This is a genomic window from Fibrobacter sp. UWH1, assembly GCF_002210365.1.
Classification (GTDB): Bacteria; Fibrobacterota; Fibrobacteria; order Fibrobacterales; family Fibrobacteraceae; genus Fibrobacter.
Map to the genome: position 1 here is coordinate 1 of NZ_MWQG01000077.1, position 4,619 is coordinate 4,619.

The following is a 4,619-nucleotide window of genomic DNA, read 5'->3' on the forward strand; positions in this document are numbered from 1 at the left end:
GCGAATGTCAACAAAAAAGGGTGGCGAAGCCACCCACACATGTTGATGAAGAGCCGTTATTTAACTGTATTTTTATTAAATAAAAAATGGGCGGAAAATTATAAACTTATATATGGTTCTGGATTTATTGCTGTGTTTTGTTGGACTGTCAAAGTCTATGCGATTGATGGATATTTACATATTGATTTGCCTCTTGTTTTGTATGCCGGGGGAATATGGATGTGGTATGTTTTTTTCGCTATAGGCTTTTTTATTGGTAAAATGCAGGTGAGGAGGTACTCGCTGCGTCCGTTTATTTGGTTTACTCCGGTCTGTTTTTTATTGTGTGTAATGGAAAGTTGTTTGTTGAATTCGCAAGGCAAGTTTGCTGGATTAGGGCAACATCCGTCTTCTATATTGTTTAGCGTTTTTTTTATTCCTCTGTTATTATCTGAAAAGGTGCAGTCTCTCTATTCGTTGTGTTCTTCGAAATGTCTTAAAATATTTTTTACCTTTGTAGAGTTTGTTGGGAAATTCTCTTTTGGTATTTACTTAATTCATTGTTTTATCATTTCTCCCTTGGGATCAATTGTGCTGTTTCCTGGTTCGTATTTGAGATGGGTGGTATTGGTCCTTGGAGACATACTGTTATGTATGTTTTGTTTAGGCTTGATGAAAAAACTTTTTCCGAAATTGACTAGAATTTTGCTAGGAGTTTGATGATGAATATCCCTGTTAGCAACTGTTCCTCATGCGCAGCCTGCGCAAATGTTTGCGCTCGTGAGGCAATTACCATGCAACTGGATACCGAAGGCTTCTATCGACCGGTTATCGATGAATCAAAATGTATCCAGTGTGGTGCTTGTGAACGAGCTTGCCCCTGGACTAAACAGGTTCTCAATCCTAATGAAGGTACTTCTACTCCCAAGACCTTGGCCGCTTATGTAAAAGATGAACAGGTCCGCTTGGCATCTTCTAGTGGTGGAATTTTTTCTGCTCTTGCCCGCAAGATAATTGCTGATGGCGGTGTTGTTGTCGGTGTCGCTCAACAGGATGCAACGCACTTTGGCCATGTCATAGTTGATAACGAAGTGGATTTGCCGAAACTTCGTGGATCTAAATATGTTCAGGCGAATGCGGGTCTGATTTATAAAGAGGTTCGTTCTCTGATCAAGGCTGGACGGATTGTTCTGTTTTCCGGGACACCTTGCCAGGTTGCCGCTTTGTATTCTGTACTTGACAAAGGCCAATATCCTAATCTTTATACGGTGGATATTGTCTGCCATGGATCGCCTAGTGTCAAGGTTTATGGAAAGTTTGTTGAATCTTTGGAAAATAATCAGAAATCCAAACTGAACACGACCTTGTTCCGTGATAAATCTACTGGGTGGGGGAGTTATTCTTTGGCCCATCTGTTTGATAGCGGAAAGAGACTTGTTGTCAATCATGATCATTCTGATTATATGGCCGTGTTTCTGAGCCGAATCTGCCAAAATAAGTCTTGTTCTGATTGTAAATACCGAAAGTTGCCCCGCATTGCAGATATAACATTAGGTGATTATTGGGGTGTGTCTAATTATCATCCCGAAATGAATGACAACAAGGGAACATCTGTAGTATTGATGAATACTTTACGTGGTATTGAACTTTTTGATTCAATAAAAGATTTGGTTGTTCATTGTGAATCAAAAGCTGAATATGCCATTGCGCATAATCCCTGCATTATCCGTTCCGAAAAGCAACATCCTCGCAGATCAGAATTCTTCGCGGATCTTGAAAAGAAGAGTTTTTCAGAACTCAGGACAAAGTATTGCCCGAAGCCTGCTTTATACATTCGTACCTATAAACGCATCAGAGGCTTTTTGAGCAGGGTTAAACGGCACATAAAAAATATCAAGCTATAGTTTGTCAACAAGACTGTCTAATTCCTGAATTCTTGATAAATAGACTTCCTTGAGCATTGAAATTGCCTCATCAAAAGATTTATTTTTGTCAGGAAAAAACGATGAAGATAGATCAATTGACCATTTTTCATTGTTCTGGTTGCCGGATTGATGAAGATAAACTGACAGAGAATCAATTGTTTTTTCAACGTCCTCAAAGGATTTTTTGTAGGACTTCCAACTTTGTTTTACAATCTCCACAAACTGTTCGTTTTTCAGCAATTGCTCGTTCCATATAGCGGAGTTATTGCGCCAACCTGTTTTGGATACTTTAAAGGTTCCCCAATCAAAGTCCCATATGGGACCTGCATGTATTTTTTTATCACTATAGTAGGTGTATACACTTTTGGGATGGTTTGGCTCACTATTTTGTGTGAGTTCATAAACAATCATGTAATCTGCAAAAGATTGTAAATCAATCAAGGATACAATGTCTTTTGAATTAGGTTTTTCTTGCAGTTTTTTTTCAATGGTGTTAATCTTTTCTTGGATTGCAGCTAGTTGATTACTGGATAAAGTGTCAGGATTTTTAATGTTTATCGGTAAATCATAATAATTCGACTTGAACTTATATTTTTCATCGTAATTAACATCAAATTCTAATAAAAAATTGTCTTTCCCTATTTCAAGTCGGTTTTTATTAATTTGAACTTTTTCCGCAACATAGTAATTGCCTTGATAAACTCTGTTTAGGTAGACGTCAACAAATTTTCCTGATGGCGTCCAGGGAAGCTGAGTTTTTTTACCGATTTCAAAAGCGATTGCATTTCGGATGAGAGTTCTATCAAAATAATTTGCTAGTAAAACCCATTTTTTTGCTTTTTTCATCCCCAAAAAATTTAGTGCTTTATTAAATGAAATTGTATAGGGCTTTTTCTTTTTTTCCCATGTTGAATTCCCTCTCCCTCTAATCGTCAATTCCATAATTTCACTTTCTGGTGCGTTTTCGCCCCATATTTGAAGCTTGGCTGGAATCTCTGTTTCGCGATCTTTGATTGCTCGGAAATTTTCAGTTTCAATGACAATCCTAGGAATTCCTGCGTATGGATATTCAGAGTCATCTAGGGGGAGATATTCTTTTGGATTTTCAGAGCAGAGATTTTTGTTTATAACAATGGATCCATTGTTACATTCATACATGATTTGTGAAGAATCTTTCGATTCTGACAAATCTCCGACGGTGGAATCTTTTGATTCTGGGCGAATTGTGACGATAGAATCTTCTGGAACTAGGTCTATCCATCGATACCCATTACAGTATTGTTTCTTGCCGAGTTTTGAATCATCAATGATTTCGCCATAACGGTCGCCATCGCAGGCGTAGTATTTCCCACTGAGTTCAAATTCATTTGATTCGGATGAAAAGTCTGAACACCCGTTTAAAATCAAGAAAAAGAAAGCAATCAGTAGATAGGAAAACTTCATTTTATACGTTCGCTATAATCTGGTTTTCACAGTTAATGCTGTTACGTTCTACATTGTTCCACACCACGCAATCTTTTATTATGGCATCCTTAAGAATGCAATTGTCTCCGATGGTTACATTGGGACCTATAGTAGAATTTTCGATACGGCAATTCTTGCCAATATGGCAGGGAGGTATGATTGCGTTATGATTATTCAATTCCGCTGTGTTTTGATCAATAGTACCTGATAGACGATTGTTCAGTAACCAAGTGTTCGTTTCAATCAGGGTTTCCGGTAAACCGCAGTCTAGCCATTCCTTCACAGGAGCGGTACGGAACTTGCATCCTTGTTCGATCATCATTTGCAGCGCGTCGGTTAGCTGAAATTCTCCCTTGGTTCGGATATCGTTATCCATGAGGTGTTGCAAGGCTGTTTTTAGCGCCTTTACATCTTTGATGTAGTAGATGCCGACTATGGCTTCGTTACTTACGAATTCTTGGGGTTTCTCTACAAGACGTTGGATGTTACCGTTGGTGTCGGTGACTGCTACGCCAAATCGGCGGGGGTCGGCGACTTTGTAGGTGAATAGAACGTTACTGGATTCTTCGCTTCGCTCAGAATGACGTACAGGATTGAGTATGCTAAGGTCGGCGTCAAAGAGGGTGTCGCCTAGGATGATGATTAGGGGCTCATCGTTGACATCGGGGAGGGCTAAGCTGATGGCTTGACCTAGCCCCTGGGGGTCGCTCTGGAGAATGGCGCGCGTTTTGCCCCAGTTTGGTTTGCTTTCCAGATACTGATCCATTTTCTCGGCTTTGTAGCCGGTAATGAAGATTGTTTCGGAGGGATTGAGCTTTAAAGCGTCTTCTACGATCCAGTCAATAATAGTTTTTCCGCCTACGGGAAGCAAACACTTTGGCAACTCGTTTGTGTACGGTCGCATGCGTTCCCCCTTTCCGGCAACTGGCAAAATGACTTTCACGTTTTCTCCTTTAGATTCAAGTATCTTTAACCCAACTAGATTTTAAGAAATTTGTGGGGTAAAGATAACAATTCAACATCCCCCCCCTTAAATTCAATGATAAAAAAACTGATGGTTTTAGACCATCAGTTTTTCATATAGTTCGCGCTTGTTGTTCTGCTTTAACCCTTTTCTAAGGAGGCTTTCAGTTTAAGGACTTCCTTGGATGAGAGACTGCAAATCGAAATGATTTCATTAATGCCGTATTTCCGTTTTAGCATAGTCATTGCAATTTCAAGAGTTTTATTCTTAGTAGCCTCTTTTGCAGC

The 4,619-nt window shown here is 39.4% G+C and carries 4 protein-coding genes; 2 read left to right on the forward strand and 2 right to left on the reverse strand.

Annotated features, from left to right (window positions below):
• Both B7992_RS15985 and B7992_RS15990 read left to right on the forward strand, forming a co-directional pair.
• Window positions 1-699 (forward strand): hypothetical protein (locus B7992_RS15985; protein ID WP_217897628.1); only part of this gene is annotated, 699 nt, incomplete at its 5' end.
• Complete coding sequence (locus B7992_RS15990; protein ID WP_088666790.1) at window positions 699-1,883, forward strand: Coenzyme F420 hydrogenase/dehydrogenase, beta subunit C-terminal domain; 1,185 nt, start codon at window positions 699-701, stop codon at window positions 1,881-1,883. The genes B7992_RS15985 and B7992_RS15990, both read left to right, overlap by 1 nt.
• Here the strand turns inward: B7992_RS15990 and B7992_RS15995 are convergent.
• Window positions 1,878-3,347, reverse strand: a complete 1,470-nt coding sequence (locus tag B7992_RS15995) for a CotH kinase family protein (protein WP_088666791.1) — start codon at window positions 3,345-3,347, stop codon at window positions 1,878-1,880. The two genes, B7992_RS15990 and B7992_RS15995, sit on opposite strands and share 6 nt — an antisense overlap.
• 1 nt (window position 3,348) lies before the next feature.
• A complete protein-coding gene (locus B7992_RS16000) occupies window positions 3,349-4,311 on the reverse strand; it encodes a sugar phosphate nucleotidyltransferase (protein ID WP_088666792.1) in 963 nt (320 codons plus the stop codon).
• Window positions 4,312-4,619: the final 308 nt, after the last annotated feature.

Coding starts and splice junctions, on each gene's coding strand:
- B7992_RS15995 (WP_088666791.1), bottom strand. CDS start 3,347: ATGAAGTTTTCCTATCTACTGATTGCTTTCTTTTTCTTGATTTTAAAC.
- B7992_RS15990 (WP_088666790.1), top strand. CDS start 699: ATGATGAATATCCCTGTTAGCAACTGTTCCTCATGCGCAGCCTGCGCA.